This is a genomic window from Fructilactobacillus cliffordii (assembly GCF_024029355.1).
GTDB lineage: Bacteria > Bacillota > Bacilli > Lactobacillales > Lactobacillaceae > Fructilactobacillus > Fructilactobacillus cliffordii.
The window spans coordinates 136,759-152,373 of the sequence record NZ_CP097117.1 but is presented as its reverse complement, the minus strand read 5'-3'; the positions used below and the strand labels follow the sequence as shown (position 1 = coordinate 152,373).

At 41.5% G+C, this 15,615-nt stretch carries 12 protein-coding genes; 1 reads left to right on the top strand and 11 read right to left on the bottom strand.

Annotation, left to right across the window (positions count from 1 at the left end; genetic code table 11):
• Position 1: 1 nt before the first annotated feature.
• The 7 genes from M3M38_RS00755 to parE form a co-directional block, all read right to left on the bottom strand.
• Positions 2 to 1,456 carry an ABC transporter substrate-binding protein/permease gene (locus tag M3M38_RS00755; RefSeq protein ID WP_252814319.1) on the bottom strand — a complete coding sequence of 485 codons (1,455 nt, stop codon included), beginning with the start codon at positions 1,454 to 1,456 and terminating at the stop codon, positions 2 to 4.
• Between the two features lie 427 nt (positions 1,457 to 1,883).
• A complete protein-coding gene (locus M3M38_RS00750) occupies positions 1,884 to 2,690 on the bottom strand; it encodes a class I SAM-dependent methyltransferase (RefSeq protein ID WP_252767189.1) in 807 nt (268 codons plus the stop codon).
• Between the two features lie 120 nt (positions 2,691 to 2,810).
• Positions 2,811 to 3,335, bottom strand: coding sequence for a peptide-methionine (S)-S-oxide reductase MsrA (msrA, locus tag M3M38_RS00745; protein ID WP_252767188.1), 525 nt, complete (start codon positions 3,333 to 3,335; stop codon positions 2,811 to 2,813).
• A complete protein-coding gene (gene msrB, locus M3M38_RS00740; protein WP_252767187.1) occupies positions 3,332 to 3,781 on the bottom strand; it encodes a peptide-methionine (R)-S-oxide reductase MsrB in 450 nt (149 codons plus the stop codon). The genes msrA and msrB overlap by 4 nt, the downstream gene beginning before the upstream one ends.
• A 118-nt stretch (positions 3,782 to 3,899) precedes the next feature.
• Positions 3,900 to 4,841, bottom strand: coding sequence for a manganese-dependent inorganic pyrophosphatase (locus M3M38_RS00735; RefSeq protein ID WP_252814317.1), 942 nt, complete (start codon positions 4,839 to 4,841; stop codon positions 3,900 to 3,902).
• Positions 4,842 to 4,914: 73 nt separating this feature from the next.
• Positions 4,915 to 7,365 carry a DNA topoisomerase IV subunit A gene (gene parC, locus M3M38_RS00730; RefSeq protein WP_252814315.1) on the bottom strand — a complete coding sequence of 817 codons (2,451 nt, stop codon included), beginning with the start codon at positions 7,363 to 7,365 and terminating at the stop codon, positions 4,915 to 4,917.
• An 11-nt stretch (positions 7,366 to 7,376) separates the two neighbouring features.
• The gene (parE, locus tag M3M38_RS00725) at positions 7,377 to 9,338 is read right to left on the bottom strand and encodes a DNA topoisomerase IV subunit B (RefSeq protein WP_252814313.1); all 1,962 of its coding nucleotides are present in this window, start codon (positions 9,336 to 9,338) and stop codon (positions 7,377 to 7,379) included.
• A gap of 151 nt (positions 9,339 to 9,489) precedes the next feature.
• Between parE and plsY the strand changes: the two genes are divergently transcribed.
• Entirely contained in the window at positions 9,490 to 10,125 is a 636-nt protein-coding gene (gene plsY / locus M3M38_RS00720) for a glycerol-3-phosphate 1-O-acyltransferase PlsY (RefSeq protein WP_252814311.1), read from the top strand.
• 90 nt (positions 10,126 to 10,215) lie between these two features.
• Here plsY and M3M38_RS00715 read toward each other — a convergent pair whose 3' ends face one another.
• The 4 genes from M3M38_RS00715 to M3M38_RS00700 form a co-directional block, all read right to left on the bottom strand.
• Positions 10,216 to 11,088, bottom strand: coding sequence for an aldose 1-epimerase family protein (locus M3M38_RS00715; protein WP_252814309.1), 873 nt, complete (start codon positions 11,086 to 11,088; stop codon positions 10,216 to 10,218).
• A 106-nt stretch (positions 11,089 to 11,194) separates the two neighbouring features.
• Positions 11,195 to 12,115: a tyrosine recombinase XerC gene (gene xerC, locus M3M38_RS00710; RefSeq protein WP_252814308.1), complete on the bottom strand. Its 921-nt coding sequence runs from the start codon at positions 12,113 to 12,115 to the stop codon at positions 11,195 to 11,197.
• A gap of 53 nt (positions 12,116 to 12,168) precedes the next feature.
• Entirely contained in the window at positions 12,169 to 14,286 is a 2,118-nt protein-coding gene (gene topA / locus M3M38_RS00705) for a type I DNA topoisomerase (RefSeq protein ID WP_252814306.1), read from the bottom strand.
• 180 nt (positions 14,287 to 14,466) lie between these two features.
• Complete coding sequence (locus M3M38_RS00700; protein WP_252814304.1) at positions 14,467 to 14,781, bottom strand: hypothetical protein; 315 nt, start codon at positions 14,779 to 14,781, stop codon at positions 14,467 to 14,469.
• Positions 14,782 to 15,615 lie beyond the last annotated feature (834 nt).

The window sequence follows — 15,615 nt, the reverse complement described above, 5'->3', positions numbered from 1 at the left end:
TTTAATCGTGTTTCATTCTTCTTTCCATGTAATTTAATAGTCTGGTTAGCGTAAAGGTAATGACGAAATAGATGGCCATTACCACTACAATTGGCGCCACTCCTCGGTAGGTATCCGCTCTTACGACGTTTAGTTCGTAAACTAAATCGGTAACTCCGATAATCGATACAATCGAACTTTCCTTGATGACCGAAATAAATTCATTTCCAAGGGCCGGCCAGATGTTTTTAAATGCTTGGGGTAAAACGATGAAACGCAATGCATCCGTTTTGGATAAGCCAAGACTCTTGGCCGCTTCCTTTTGCCCCTTAGCGACGGAGTTAATTCCACCCCGGATAATTTCACTGACATAGGCAGCACTGTTCAGGGTCACCGCAATCATCCCGGCAGGAAGAGCGGGAATGTTAACTAGTACTCCCAGGCCAAAGTAAACTAACAGTACTTGTACCATCATCGGAGTGCCCCGAACCACTTCGACGTAACTAACGGCGGACCAACTGAGCCACTTGAAATTACTCAAGCGCATAAGGGCTAATAAGATTCCCAGGATAATTCCACCCGCAACGGCGCAAACAGAAATTAACAGCGTGTACTTTAACCCATTAAAGAAGTACTTCCAGTAGTGCATCATCGATGTATCGGCGGTGTTAACCTTCATATACTTGCCGGCCGTCTTCAGATACTGGGGAATCAGGTGCTGAGCTTTCGCTTTTTCGATTGACTGATTCACAGCGGTTTGTAAGGTCGTGGCGCCCTTCGGTAAGGCCACCGCAGAACCGGTATCCTGTTTGTTTAAATGATAGTTAGCTTTAACCATTTTGAGGTCTGGATCATTTTGCACGTATGCTTGTGCTACGGGAGTTTCCACTCCCACGGCATCAACCTTGTGGGTTTTTAAAGCCAAAATTAAATCGGTATTTTTATCCATAGTGACCACTTTGGTACCCTTTAAATTCTTTTTGGCTAAACTTTGTTGCATGGAGCCAGTTTGGGTTCCCACTTTTAATCCTTTTAAAGCAGATTGATTTTTCAACTTTTCTGTATCTGCTTTATTGATTAAAAATGATTCACCCCCGTAGTAATAAATCTGAGAAAAGTCCGCGTTTTGTTTCCGTTCTGGAGAAGGATTAATTCCGCCAATGGCCATGTCGGCCTTTCCGGTCTGAATGGCCACTAACAAGGAGTTAAAATCCATGTTTTTAATCTGGAGCTTGACCCCTAAATCTCTAGCAATCTGTTTGGACAACTCAATGTCCATTCCAACGTCCTTAGAATGGCCGTGTTGGTTAACCTGAAACTCAAATGGAGGATAATCGGGCGAGGTCGCCACCGTTAATACTCCTTTATCTTTCACCTTTTGCAGTGAATCATCTGCATGAACGCTGTTCCCTTTAATGCTGATTCCGACAATCAGCATGACGGTCAGTAACAACCACTTCAACCATTTCTTCTGCATTTCCTTGCTCCTCCACTTTCTCAACTTATTACGCCAACAAAAAAAGCGTCCTTTAGTCAATTTCACTTGACTAAAGGACGCTTTGTACGCGGTACCACCTTTATTATGCTGACCCCAAAAATCAACATCTCTCACGATCCAGCTTCGAATCGTTGGCTCTGTAATGGGAGCACCCAGTATGGTTTACAATCGCATACTACAATTAGGTGACGTTCATCGAAGCTTCCACATGATGTTTCGCACTAACCAACATCTCACTGCGGGCTTCCGCTTGGACTACTACTTCCTAACTAACGCTTTGTTTTTGTAATTTTTATTTATCATAGCATGGATTAGAGATAATGCAACCTTTTTTTAAAATTTAATTCGGATTTAATCACCTTAACTAGTTTAAATCGCAGTTAATATTAGTTAATCAGTAGACTTACTAAAATTTAAAAGTAGCACTTAGATACATAATGTCATAATCTAATTGAACATCGCCCCAGACTTTTTCCTCAATTTGACCATGTTCACTAACATTAATCTCTTTAAATCCTAGTTGCTGATAAAATTGTTCAATCTCGGTCGCTGTAAAAAATGATTGCCAAGGGCATCCAATTTGTTGCACTAATTCTAATTGCTTTCTGGCTTTAGTATGACGAGGCGGATTAAAAACGGTACTACTCATGTAATCAACCAATAATCCAATTAAATTAAGATTTTGGTTTAAAAATTTCAGGTCATGCAAAACTGATTTTTTCGGCAGGTAAAACGTTCCGCCTTCCCATAACACCAACGTGGGCCGGTCACGGGAAAATCCATGTTCTTGTAGTCTCTGTAAAAATTCCTGATTCATTCCATTTTTCAAATCACAGGATACCAACTTTGTTTTTGTTTTTACGCCAGTGGCTTGATAAATCTGCTTAATATCAGTAACTGCCAAATCACATCCATAGACATCCTTATCACGTAAACAAGCAAGCGTATCTGGTTTAGTATCTAGCCCAACGCCCAAAATTAGAACTTGTGTATATTTCTGCTGATATTTTTCCAAGTAATGAGTGAAATAATGATGTCGAACTATAACATTCCGACTCAAAAAATTACTGTAAACTGCATCACAATTTTTTTGAAAACAATCAGGATCAGCAAATTTTTTAATAATTTTCGTTGATTGATCATCATGCAACAACTTACTTTTGACACAAGGAATTGATAACATTGTTAGATTTATCCCATCGGTACTTAACACATTAATCGCCTCACCTTTAATTTCATCCTCATTACTTCAGTCTAATTCTGATTTACGATTAATTCAAATTTAAAGTCTGTTAAAAAAAGACGTGCTCTTTAAAAGCACGTCTTTTAAACATTATTTTGACCAGTGTTCCTTAATGAATTGTTCACGTCCACCCATTTCTTCAATTTGAGCTCGTAATGGGTTCTTTTTGTAGAAATCTTGGTGGTAGTCTTCGGCTGGATAGAATGGCTGGGCCGGTTCAATTTTAGTAACGATGGGCTCATCAAATTGACCCGATTCTTCCAATGCCTGCTTAGAAGCTTCAGCCACTTTTCTTTGTTCCGGACTGTTCACAAAGATAACCGGCCGGTAACTGTCGCCACGGTCTTGAAATTGACCCATAGCATCGGTTGGATCCGTTTGCCGCCAGTAAATTTCCACTAAATCCTTGTAAGAAATAACACTAGGATCAAATGTAATCTTTACGGCTTCTGTATGCCCGGTGGTATGGCTGCAAACCTGTTCGTAGGTTGGGTTAGGAACGTGTCCACCGGTATAACCAGAAACTACCGAAATAATTCCCGGAGTTTCTTCAAACGGTTTAACCATGCACCAGAAACATCCTCCGGCAAAAATCGCTGTTTCTTCCTTTTTCATTCGTTAGGACCTCCATTTTCGTCAACCTGGGCTTTGTACTGACCATAGCCAGCAGCATCCATTTCATCGTACGGAATGAACTTCAAAGCGGCTGAGTTAATGCAGTACCGGAGACCACCCTTATCAGCGGGACCATCTGGGAAAACATGACCCAAGTGGGAACCAGCGTCAGAACTTTCAACTTCTTCTCTAATCATGCCAAAGGAAGTATCGGTCTTGCTCTTTAAGTTTTCTTTCTTAATTGGCTTAGTGAATGCGGGCCAACCACAACCAGAGTCATACTTATCAGCGGAACTGAAAAGTGGTTCTCCACTAACAACATCCACGTAGATTCCCTTTTTAAAGAATTGGTCATACTTACCAGTAAAAGCTGGTTCCGTAGCGGCCTCTTGGGTAACCGCATATTCTTCTGGGGTTAATTTTTGCTTTAATTCATCTTTGTTCATCACAAATTCCTCCTTGACATTTACTAACCTTTATTCTAATGATATAACCCTCAATTGCAAATATATTGCTCGCAATTAAAAAATAGCCGGATCATAAAGATCCGGCTATTTGGGTAAATTAATTATTTGCTTCTAATTGGGTGGTTAACGGTGGAACCACTTGTTTCTTTCTGGAAACTACGCCTGGTAAATTCATTACGTCGTTTTCATCAAATTGGTTGTTAAAAGCCTGGGCAACCACATCTTTTGGTTCTCCTACCGTAATTAGTTCAGAATTACTAGTTAAGACATTCGTAACTAAGACTAAGAATAAATCGTAATTTTCATTTTGCGCCTCTGATTCCATCGCCTGCTTAATTTCTGCCAAACGTTTGTTAACGTCTTCTAAATCAACCACGTTAATTTGATCAATCCGTACGTTTTTGCCACCGAGGGTGAAAGATTTTGCATCACTATCAATTAATTCTTCTGCTGACTTAGCGTCCACATTGGTACCAGCTTTTAGCATTTGAACGCCGTAATTTTCATAGTTATCAACCCCGGCAATTTCAGCCAATGCCTGTAAAGCATCGCGGTCAACGTCAGTCGTAGTTGGTGACTTTAAGAGTAAGGTATCAGAAATAATTGCAGACATCATCAATCCCGCAATTTCTTTGGGAATTGTAACCCCTTCTTCTGAGAACATTTGGGTAATGATAGTTGAACAACAACCGTAAGGTGCAGCTCTGTAGTAAAGTGGTTTGGAAGTATCAAACCCGTTAATCCGATGGTGATCAACTACGTGAGTTACCGTTAAATCAGCAATGTCTGCGATACTTTGTTGGGGTTCGTTGTGATCAACCAACATTACTAAATCTGTTTCTGGTTTAGCATGATCAACTACTCGGGGTGCCTTAACACCAAAGTAATCTAAGACGAACTGTGTTTCTGGGTTAACTGGTCCCAAGGCAACAGCTTCCGTGTCATAGCCATCTTGTTTTTCTAAGTATGCTAATGCAATCGCTGCTGCAATTGCATCTGTATCTGAATTTTGGTGGCCAAAAACTAATTCTTTTGTCATGAAAAAATCTCCTTTATTCACCTGATACGTTTACTTTACCATATTTTATTCCCCGAGGGGGCTTAAAATCACACTACTCTTCGGCAAACCGTGCTTCTGGAACATTCGTTAATAAGACAGGCGTTCCCTCCTTAGTTACATCCAATAGCTTCGATCCGTTGGACGTTCTTGGCGCCGCTTGGTAATCAGCCACGAACACATCTTGCGCATGACGCGTATCTGTATGAACGCGAATCAGAGTTTCGTCCGAATCCAAACGCATGAAATCTGCCAGTAAATTAGCCTTGGTCTTTAGATCACGGAGTACTTTAATTCCCTTTCGTGCCCTAGCTGTTTGCGGAATATCAACCACTTGCATTTTTTTGAAATTACCATTTTGAAAGACCATTGCTAAGTCATCAGTCTCTTGCACAAGCTGGGCATTGATTACGTGATCATCTGAACCTAAATTAATGGCTTTTACTCCTACGGTCCGCGGTCCGTTAGTGGACACCTCATCCAGCGCATATCGTAGTCCGAGCCCTTGTTCCGTCATAATTAAAACGTCCCGAGTTTCGTTTGGTTCTAAATAAGTAACGTTAACGACGGCATCTAACTCGTCTTTTAACTTGGTAAACATCATTGCTCGACTGCGGTAGGTTCGTCCCGGTAGTAACTTGGAAAATTCAACCTGTTTAACGTGTCCAGCTCGCGTAGCAATCACAAAGTTTCCAGTCTGCTTCAAGGAAGAAAATGATTTGACCGCAATCACTTTTTCGGTTGGTTGCAATCCATTTAACTGGGAGATATGCTCCCCGGTATCTTTCCATTTAGTATCTTCAATTTCGTGCACTGGTCGATAAATCAAGTTCCCACCATCAGTGAAGAGGTAAACCGAATCTCTGGTACTAAGTTGTTGGATGAAAACTGGATAATCATCCTCTTTTAAACCATTATCCGTTAAATCAGTAGCGCCAAAGGAACGTAAATTGGTTCGTTTCAAATAACCATCGCGCGAAACGAGCACCATCACTTGTTCATCTGGAACGGTTACCTGCTTACTAATATTTAAGCTTTCAATCTCCGGTTGGATGGTCGAACGTCGTGGTGTCTTGTATTCTGCAGCAATTTCCTGTAATTCCTGTTTCAACACCCGATCTAATTCACTTGGGTCTGCCAAAATGGTTTCATACTCCGCAATTTGCGCAGCTAAATCCGCATTTTCTTCATTTAATTTAGTTACATCAGTATTCGTTAACCGGTACAATTGTAAAGCAACGATGGCATCGGCCTGTTTTTCGGTAAAGTCATAGGTAGCAATTAGGTTGTCGCGTGCATTTTTTCGATTTTGACTAGCTCTAATTGTTTTAATAACTTGGTCTAAAATCGATAAGGCTTTAATTAGCCCTAAAACAATGTGCTGACGATCTTGCGCCTTTTTCAAATCAAACTGAGTTCGTTTGGTTAATACGGACCGCTGATAAGCTAAGTAAGTAGTTAAAATATCCTTTAACGATAACCGTTCAGGCCGCATGTCCTTAATGGCTACCACATTAAAGTTATATGAAATTTGCAGGTCCGTATTTTTATACAAATAGTTTAAAATCCCACGTTCATCCACGTTTCGTTTTAATTCAATGGAAATCATTAATCCGGAACGGTCTGAGTCATCTCGGACTTCGGCAATTCCTTCAATTTTTTTGTTTAACCGAATCTCGTCAATTTGCTTCACAAGCTGGGCTTTATTTACTTCGTACGGAATTTCTGTGACCTGCACTAGTTTCTTACCGCCACGCATCTCGCTAATGGTAGAGCGGGAACGAATTACAACCCGGCCGTGTCCCGTTTCATAGGCCTGCTTAATGCCATCCAGACCTTGGACAATCCCACCGGTGGGGAAATCTGGACCCTGAATGAACTGCATCAGTTGTGCTAACGTTGCATCTGGGTGAGCCTGTAAGTAAATCAAGGCATCCACGACTTCACTCAAATTATGCGGCGGAATTTCCGTCGCGTATCCGGCCGAAATTCCGGTAGCTCCGTTTACCAGTAGGTTGGGAATCCGGGCTGGTAACACGGTCGGTTCTGATTCGGTATCGTCAAAGTTTAAGACCCAACTAACCGTATCCTTATCGATGTCACGCAGCATTTCGCCCGCAATCTTACTCAAACGCGCTTCTGTATACCGCATGGCTGCCGGCGGATCACCGTCCATCGAACCATTATTTCCGTGCATATCAATTAAGGGGGCCCGTAACTTCCAATCCTGACTCATCCGGACCATGGCATCATAGATAGAACTATCACCGTGGGGGTGAAAATTTCCCATGACGTTTCCGACTGATTTAGCAGACTTTCGAAAACCCTTATCGTAAGTATTACCATCCTTATTCATGGAATACAAAATCCGACGTTGGACCGGTTTTAACCCATCGCGAATGTCTGGTAAGGCTCGTTCCTGGATGATGGCCTTGGAATAACGACTAAAGCGTTCATCCATGACAGATGCTAACGATAAGTCTTTAATTTCGGCATGCTTTGCCATTTGTTCACCTTCTAATCCAAAGTTTTATCTAAGATACTACCTTCATCTTCTAGGGTAAATTGAACGTTACTTTCAATCCAATTTCTCCGCGGTTCGACCTTAGTTCCCATTAAAGTGGAAACCTGTTTTTCGGCCATCGCCGCATCGTCAATTTGAACCCGAATCAAGGTCCGGTGATCTGGATCCATCGTGGTTTCCCACAACTGGTCCGCGTTCATTTCTCCGAGCCCTTTAAAACGTTGCAATGTCATTCCCTTGGGAAAATCCGGACGTAAGCGTTCAAGTTCTTCATTGGTCCAGGCATACTCAACCTTGGCCTGTTTGCCTTTACCAGCTTGCAACTTGTACAACGGTGGCAACGCCACGTAAACTCGACCAGCTTCAATCATTGGGCGCATGTACTTGTAAAAGAACGTCAATAACAAGATTTGAATGTGGGCTCCGTCATCATCCGCGTCAGTCATGATGATAATCTTATCGTAGTTGGCATCTGAAAGCGAAAAATCACTACCCATACCAGCTCCCACCGTATACATAATCGTACTTATTTCTTCGTTCTTTAAAATATCGGTAACACTGGCTTTTTCGGTATTTAAAACCTTACCTCGTAACGGTAAAATCGCCTGATGTTTTCGGTCTCGTCCTTGTTTAGCAGATCCGCCCGCTGAATCACCTTCGACTAAAAACAACTCATTTTTGCTGGCATCCTTAGACTGCGCCGGAGTTAACTTCCCGGATAACAAACGTTCGCTTTTTTTCTTCTTTTTTCCGCGCCGGCTTTCATCCCGAGCTTTTTTAGCGGCTTTCCGCGCTTTCCGCGCCCGCAAAGCCTTTTGAACCAGAGTATTCGCAAAATCCCCGTTTTCCATCAAAAAGTAAACCAATTGCTCTGAAACAACGCTATCTACAATTGATCGAGCGGCCGGGGTGCCTAATTTTCCCTTCGTTTGTCCTTCAAACTGCAGTTCCTCTTCTGGAACCCGCAAAGAAATTACTGCAGTAAGGCCTTCTCTCACATCGGATCCGTCCAGGTTTTTATCTTTTTCCTTCAATAATCCGACCTTACGCGCGTATTCATTCATGGCTCTTGTCCAACCACTCCGAAATCCCGCTTCGTGAGTTCCCCCATCATTGGTCCGCACGTTGTTAACAAAAGAAATCATTGTTTCCGTGTAACCATCATTGTATTGCGCAGCAACTTCAACTTCGATTCCATCCTTAGTGGTATCAAAATCCATCACTGGACCTAACGTGCTCTTACTTTCATTTAAATACGTAACAAACTCTTTAATTCCTTCATCAAATTGATAAATTTCTTGACGTTCTTGTCCAGCCCGTTTATCGGTCAGGGTAATCTTCACTCCCTTCAGTAAGAAGGCTGCTTCACGCAATCGGGTTGCTAAAGTATCGAAGTTATAGACCACCGTGGTAAAAATCGTCGGATCTGGTTTAAACGTAATCGTCGTTCCCGTGGGCTTCGTTGTCTTACCCATTTTCTTCAAAGTTCCTACTGGTTGCCCGCCATCCACGAATTGTTCTTCATACAACTGATGGTCCCGAACGATTTGAACTGTGAGATTAGTCGATAAAGCGTTCACAACACTCGAACCAACCCCATGCAGTCCTCCAGAGGTTTTATAGCCACCCTGACCAAATTTACCCCCAGCATGTAGGACCGTCAAAATCACTTCTGGAGTTGGTTTACCAGATGCGTGCATCTCAACCGGCATCCCCCGGCCGTGGTCTTCAACAGTAATACTATTATCAGCATTAATTGTGACATTAATGGCATCACCGTAACCAGCGATGGCCTCATCAACAGCATTATCAACAATTTCGTAAACTAAATGATGGAGTCCCCGGCTATCGGTCGAACCGATGTACATTCCGGGCCGTTTACGGACGGCTTCTAAACCATGTAAAACTTGAATTGAGGAAGCATCATAAGCTTGGGTTTCCTTTTTCTTCGTCATCGTTCATTACTCCTTTTTTTGCCATTCTCATCATACCTGATTTAACTGGGATTGCAACAATCCAGGTTAGCTCGCTCATCAGTCATGCTGTTTTCTTGTTAGAATAAATGCTAAAATAACGTTTGTTGGTTTTATCAAAGTAGGAGGAAAAATGGTTAAAATAGTGCTACTTTTAATTATTGCCTATTTGTTAGGCTCCATTCCTAATGGAATTTGGATTGGAAAACTTTTTTTTCACGTTGACATTCGTCGCCACGGTTCCAAGAACATTGGCGCTACCAATACCCTACGTGTTTTAGGACCCGTGGCCGGAACCATTGTGATGCTCTTAGACATCGGAAAGGGTTGGCTAGCAACTTGGTTACCAATGCAACTGGGCATTCATTCTTGGTACCCCTTGATTTTTGGCATCATGGCTGTCTTGGGTCATACCTTTTCCATTTTTGACCATTTTAAGGGTGGAAAGGCTGTGGCTACTAGCGCTGGAATGTTGATGGCCTACAACTTTGGCTTCTTTTTAATCGCAGCGATAACGGCCTTCACCTCAGTTTTTGTTACCAGCATGATGAGTTTAGGGAGTATCCTCGGGTTCATCATAATTTTCCTAGTCTCGTTAACTACTTCTGACGTAGCGCTCCAAATTGTAGCATTGGTCCTGACCATCTTTACCATTTATCGCCACCGCAATAACATCAAAAAAATCATAAACGGAACCGAAAATATTCTCCCATTTGGATTATACTACTGGTATTTACAATCTAAAAAAGCAAGACAACAGAAAAAATAACGTAATAAAAAAGGACCGAGTCCGCAAGTCCAGCAGATCAGAACTAACCTGATACTCCGCTGTGACTTCCACTTCTAAGTCCTTTTTTAGTTAGAAAAATTTCAACTGAAATTCAAACGTCTTTTTAGCCCCTGGCCGTAACTTACGAATGTCAGGCTTATCCGCTAAATTACCAGAAACCGTTTCAGAATCAGCAACTCCCCACCACGGTTCCAAGCAGACGAAGTTGGAAACCTGCGGATACGTGGACCAAATCCCTAGATAGTCATTGTGAATTCCGGTTAAAGTTACCCCCCATTTATGGTCAGAAGCAGCAATGGTAACTTCGGTCTTCGGATTCATTTTCACGTTAAGAATTTGGGCGTCATTTTGAAATAGCAAATGTTGTAATGAAACTGGTTGTTGAAATAAATCGGTTATTTGTTCCGTTTTAGTTAATCCATCAGTTCCAAGTTGCACTTGCTGGTATAAGGTTGCCGGCGTAACCGTTAACGTTGCTGGAGTAACATCTTTTTCTAGGGGAACCCGAAACCCTGGATGAGCTCCGATAGCGTACAAAAGTTCGTCAGACTCACTTACATTAAGGACCGTCATTTGCACTTCCACGTGAGCATGGCGCAACGTATAACTAATTACTAATTCAAAGTCAAAGGGATACATTTCTTTGGTTTCATTATTTGATTCCAGCAAAAAAACCGCTTGATCAGCCGTTTTACTAATTAACTGAAACTGCTGATCTCTGGCAAAACCATGTTGAAACATCCGGTACGTCTGTCCCTGATATTGGTACTGATTATTTTTTAGCTTTCCCACGATGGGAAATAGAATCGGAGCGTGGCGCTTCCAGTGAGCAGGATCAGCATTCCAAATATACTCGTGACCAGAACGAACAACGGAAACTAACTCCGCCCCAAGTTCATCGATCTTGATGGTCAATTGGTCATTACGTAATTCAACAGTCATGATTCTCGCTCCAATTTAGTTATTTTATTCCTTTGAGTCGTTTTTGGGTCTACTTAGTTCAATTCTATAATAATTGGAGCGAATAAAAAAGAATTATCTTTGTCAATTAATCCCGCTTAAAGAACTGTTGATAGTTTTGGAGTAATTTTTCCTTAGTAACATGCGTATAAATCTGAGTGGTCGCTAAATTACTGTGTCCTAATAACTCCTGAACTGTTCGTAAATCAGCCCCGTTATTCAGCATCTGGGTAGCAAAGGAATGCCGCAACATATGCGGATGAATACTACTGTGTAGTCCACTTCGTTTCATAACCCGATTTAACGCATATTCAATTCCTCGTGCGGTTAACGGTAATCCTTGGTAATCAACCATTAGGTAATCATGATCCTGATGAGTTTTCTGCATTAAGGTCTGCCGACCATGATTCACAAAGGTTTCAATTGCTTCATGAGCATACCGACCAAAGGGTAAATAACGATCCTTATTTCCCTTTCCGTGGACTAACATCATATTATTGTCCAAATCAATCTGGCGTAATGTGAGATTAACACACTCACTAACCCGAATTCCAGTCCCATACAGGACTTCTAATAACGCGGTATCGCGCTCGGCCAATTCTGGCTTCGGATTTTGTTTAGCCGTCGCAAACAATTTATTCAGTTCTTGATCATAAAAAAAACGAGGTAAGCGGGGTTGCTGTCGTTTAATTTGAACGTAGCGAAATGGATTTTCTGTGCTTAACCGGTTATTGACCAAAAAATTATAGAACGAACTTAGCGCTGAAACCTTGCGAGCCACGGTATTAGTTCCGTCTCCTTGATCGTGTAATTCACTCAAAAAGACCTCCACATCAAACGGCTCAACCTTGGTAAAGGGAATCTTCTTCCCGGTTGTCTGCAAAAAATGTTCAAATTGTTCTAAATCATCGCGATAAGCACGAATGGTCAAGTGAGAATACTGTCGTTCACTATCTAAATAGCGTTCAAATAATATGATTAATTCTTGATCGTTTTTTTTTGGCTGCATGGCACACCTCAATTACAAAAAAGGCTGGTTCGCAAGGAGCCGCCTTTGTTAGTTTATTTAATGATACTTTCTTCATAATCACCATTCGGACACAGGATTTGCCAACCCCCGCGGACCTTTTTGTTGACCAGGAAGTGGTGACACTTGGGACAATCACGGCCCACTGGTTTATCCCACGAAACAAAGTCACAATCAGGATACCGGGAACAACCATAAAAGGTCCGTTTTTTCTTGGTCTTGCGCTCAATTACTTGACCCTGATGACATTTCGGACAAGTAACCCCAATTTCCTTCACGATGGTTTGGGTATTGCGACAATCTGGGAAACGGGAACAAGCAAAGAATTTTCCGTATTTTCCCATTTTTTCGACCATTGGAGCCCCGCAAATTTCACAGTTAAAGCCAGCCAGTGGTTCCTTGATCTGGACGTCTTCCATTTTCTTTTCAGCATGACTAACTTCTTTGGAAAATGGTTGATAAAACTCGTTCACTACAGCGACCCATTGTCGCTTAGCTTCTTCAATCTCATCTAGTTGGCCTTCAATGTCAGCTGTAAAATCAACGTTCACGATATCTGGGAAGTACTCTTCAATTAGTTTGTTGACAATTTCCCCTAATTCGGTTGGTACAAAGCGGCGAGCCTCTAACTTAACGTAATAACGTTTTTGAATCGTCATTAACGTCGGAGCATAAGTAGAAGGCCGGCCGACACCGTTTTCTTCTAACGTTTTAATCAAAGCCGCTTCTGTATATCGAGCTGGTGGCTGGGTAAAATGCTGATCCGGCTGATTGTTGACCAAGCGAACGCTGTCATTCGTTTTTAAATCTGGTAAAACGTTATCCTTTTCTTTGCCGGCGGCATAAACCTTCAGATATCCTTCAAACTTGAGCTTCGATCCATTAGCGCGGTAGTCCACGCCATTTTGGTCAATGGTAACCGTTTCGGTATCCACGATTGCCGGGGTCATCTGACTCGCCACAAACCGGCTCCAAATCAAATTATATAGCTTGTACTGATCCTTAGTTAGATACTTTTCAATCGATTTGGGCGTCCGTAACACTGACGTTGGTCGCACGGCTTCGTGCGCATCCTGCGCTCCTTCAGGTAATTTCCCCTTGCGCGGATGGTTAGTTGCATACTCTGCTCCATAATTTTCGTGTAAGAAAGTGGCCGCCTCGTGCTTAGCTCCGGCAGAAATTCGGGTGGAATCCGTCCGCATGTAAGTGATTAATCCTTGGCTACCTTCTTTACCAATGTTAATTCCTTCATAAAGTTGTTGTGCCGCCATCATGGTTCGACCGGTCCGGAAGCGGAGTTTCTTATTGGCATCCTGTTGTAGCGTACTGGTGGTGAAGGGACGGGGTGGTTGTCGTTTCTTTTCCCGTTTTTTTACGTCAGTAATGGTGAAATCATCCTTCGGATCAATTCGGCTCAAAGCTGCCTGAACCGCATCGTTGTTTTTTAACGCCGTTTTTTTACCGTCTAAGCCGTAGAAGCTCGCCTTGAATTGAGAACGTCCCTTTTTAAAAACCCCATCAATGGTCCAGTATTCTTCGGGTTGAAATTTTTGAATTTCTCGTTCTCGTTGAATGATAATCCACAGAGCAACTGATTGCACTCGTCCGGCACTCAAACCCTTCTTTACCTTTTTCCATAAAATGGGAGAAATTGAGTAACCCACAAGGCGGTCAATAATCCGACGTGCCTGTTGGGCATTCACCAGGTTCATATCAATCGTGCGGGGATGTTTAAACGCATCCTTGACGGTTTCCTTTGTAATTTCGTTAAAGGTCACCCGGTTATGATCATTAACATCCAGGTTAAGGATGTGGGCCACGTGCCAGGCAATCGCCTCTCCTTCCCGATCCGGGTCAGAAGCCAGAAACACTTCCTTCGCCTTTTTAGCTTCGGTTTTCAAAGTTTTAATGGTATCACCCTTACCCCGAATGGAAATGTAATCAGGCGTAAAATCATTTTCAATTTCAATCCCCATCCGACTTTTCGGTAAATCCCGGATATGCCCTTTACTAGCAATAACGCTATAAGTCCGGCCAAGATACTTGCTAATCGTTTTTGCTTTGGCCGGAGATTCCACAATTACTAACTTCTTTTTGGTGGTACTGCGTTTTCGTTTAGTCGTTTTATTTTTTGTCGTTGTTTTAGTGGCCATTCAATTTATCCCTCGTCACTTTTCTACTATTATATAAGCTTTCTTCACAATCAACGTGCGATGAAATTCTAACAAAGCATATTGCAATTTTTTCTAAGTGTCAAATTAAATACAGCAAACAAAAAGCCTCCCAACTTTAATTGGAAGGCAAATGAACAGATTGCCGTTGGTTAAATTAGGTTATTTATTCAAAAATTTCCAGATTACTCCACCCACAAAGGCAAAAATTAAAACAAAAATGGAAATTAACAATAACATCACATCAGGAACGTATAATCCTAGCGTCAGTACCATTCCATAGAACCAAATACTGAAAATCAAAATCACCGTGTCAATGAAACAGACGATTTGCCCACAATCAGCCCAGGCTAGTTTATAGGCCGGTTTCTTCACAAGGCGGTCAATCCCCCACAATAGAGCAGTAATGATCCACAATAAGATGTTGGCAACCGCTAAAAATTCTAATGAGTTGACACTACTAAGAAAATTAAACATGCTGCTTCTCCTTTGCCATTAAAATACTTACTATTCTCATTATACACATAATTAACAACTACTTGGGATTCTAAGTCTTATTTATACAAACTAGCCAGTGGTTTATCTGAAAAGATAAGTGTAAAATTATTAATTAACTTCAATTAATGACAAATGACTGACTAGTAATCATTTTAATCCCGTAAGGAGGATCGATATGTTTTCGAACATCCGTAAACGCAAACTAAATAATCCTTTTTCCACCTATTTCATGCTGTACAATTTAATTATGATTTTACTCATGATTATTCCCTACATTATCATTATTTACGGATTCGCTAGTGGTAAATATATTCCCGTCGATCCGTTAAGCGTAATTAAAGCTAACTTGGTCAATCTCGTTAAAGTCGTTTTCAATAATTCGTTTACTATTTTTTCGATTTTTGCCATTCTAACTCCGGTGATTTCGGTCCTAAAATTTTACAACAACTATAAAAATTCAGAAACACATAATGTGTCACTAAGTAATCCCATTAAACTCATCAATGTTCTTTACCATAAACAAGATGTGACCTTTTTGTTTGTCTTGGCCATTTCGATTGTTTTGATTCCCTTACTAAATTACTTTTATTCCTATTATTTGCTCCGTTTATTTTTCTTGATTCTGATTTCGTGTCTTCCCATTTTTCTCCGTTTACCCGCGGTGATTGGAATTGTACTCATTAGTATTATTTGTCTTTGTTTACTGCTAATCGTGCTCGTCTTATTCCTAGCCTCGTTTCACCTGCTGTTTAAACTAATTATCCCCTCCATGAAAAGACTTTTTTCCCCAATACCTATCTGCCCCTGCTAGAA

Excerpts from the sequence above, each read along its gene's own strand:
- M3M38_RS00735 (WP_252814317.1), bottom strand. The coding sequence starts at position 4,841 with ATGACAAAAGAATTAGTTTTTGGCCACCAAAATTCAGATACAGATGCA.
- plsY (WP_252814311.1), top strand. The coding sequence starts at position 9,490 with ATGGTTAAAATAGTGCTACTTTTAATTATTGCCTATTTGTTAGGCTCC.
- msrA (WP_252767188.1), bottom strand. The coding sequence starts at position 3,335 with ATGAAAAAGGAAGAAACAGCGATTTTTGCCGGAGGATGTTTCTGGTGC.
- xerC (WP_252814308.1), bottom strand. The coding sequence starts at position 12,115 with ATGCAGCCAAAAAAAAACGATCAAGAATTAATCATATTATTTGAACGC.
- msrB (WP_252767187.1), bottom strand. The coding sequence starts at position 3,781 with ATGAACAAAGATGAATTAAAGCAAAAATTAACCCCAGAAGAATATGCG.
- topA (WP_252814306.1), bottom strand. The coding sequence starts at position 14,286 with ATGGCCACTAAAACAACGACAAAAAATAAAACGACTAAACGAAAACGC.
- M3M38_RS00700 (WP_252814304.1), bottom strand. The coding sequence starts at position 14,781 with ATGTTTAATTTTCTTAGTAGTGTCAACTCATTAGAATTTTTAGCGGTT.
- M3M38_RS00755 (WP_252814319.1), bottom strand. The coding sequence starts at position 1,456 with ATGCAGAAGAAATGGTTGAAGTGGTTGTTACTGACCGTCATGCTGATT.
- parC (WP_252814315.1), bottom strand. The coding sequence starts at position 7,365 with ATGGCAAAGCATGCCGAAATTAAAGACTTATCGTTAGCATCTGTCATG.
- M3M38_RS00715 (WP_252814309.1), bottom strand. The coding sequence starts at position 11,088 with ATGACTGTTGAATTACGTAATGACCAATTGACCATCAAGATCGATGAA.
- parE (WP_252814313.1), bottom strand. The coding sequence starts at position 9,338 with ATGACGAAGAAAAAGGAAACCCAAGCTTATGATGCTTCCTCAATTCAA.